The sequence below is a fragment of the Helicobacter sp. 11S03491-1 genome, from assembly GCF_002272835.1.
Lineage (GTDB): Bacteria > Campylobacterota > Campylobacteria > Campylobacterales > Helicobacteraceae > Helicobacter_J.
The window spans coordinates 1-800 of sequence record NZ_MLAO01000028.1; the positions used below are offsets into that span (position 1 = coordinate 1).

Below are 800 nucleotides of genomic sequence, written 5' to 3' on the forward strand. Positions count from 1 at the left end.
TTGCGTGATACTCCCTTGCATAATCGCCCCATCGGAGAGATTGATATTGAGGTGATTTTGAGGGTAAGTAACATTCCCTTTATAAGCATAACCTGTTGTAGCACTATTCCCGGAGAAATTATAAGTCGCACTCACATAGCGGTTAAACCCCCAAGCAGTTGCATTGATATTCCCTGTCCAAGAAGAATCTTTAAAATTAAAGGTTTGATTTAGAAAATTATCCCGGTAAGAACTCGTGGTGATACTGGTATCCCCTATCAACTGAGAATCCTTGCTAAAATTAAAAATCGTAGTCCCATAAACTTGGTTGAGTCCGGAAGTAAGAGTAAGGACGGATTGATTGCTCAAGTCAAATATTCTTCTGGAGTAGTTTGGATAGTCATTATAGACACTGCCTGTAAAATCCAATTTCCCGTTAAATTTAAATTTATCTCCAATAACATGCAAAATAATTGATTCATTATTAATACGATCATTATCAGCCCCAACTTTAATAGTCCCGTTCATAGTTGCATTATTGAATTTCAATGTTGTTTTGCCGTAACTTTGTGTGTAATTCCCGGTAAAAGTAGAATTTGAACCAAAACTAACAGTGCTGCCCTCAGTATTGCTCATTGTGATATTGCCCTTCATATTTGCGCCATTTTTGAAGTTGAGTTCAGCTACCGGGGCATAGGAACTCCAAACCCCTATGTTTGAGATATTCCCAATAAAGGCAAAGTTATTTTTAGTACTGTCATCTGAGGTGTAATTTCCATCAAGGTTTAGGGTAAATAGTTTTTTTAGGGTTGATGGGGCAG

Annotated in this window: 1 protein-coding gene; it reads right to left on the reverse strand. The window is 37.5% G+C overall.

Going from position 1 to position 800, the window contains the following annotated elements; genetic code table 11:
• A partial coding sequence (locus BKH45_RS08945) for a hypothetical protein (RefSeq protein ID WP_180675734.1) occupies positions 1-800 on the reverse strand: 800 nt, incomplete at both ends.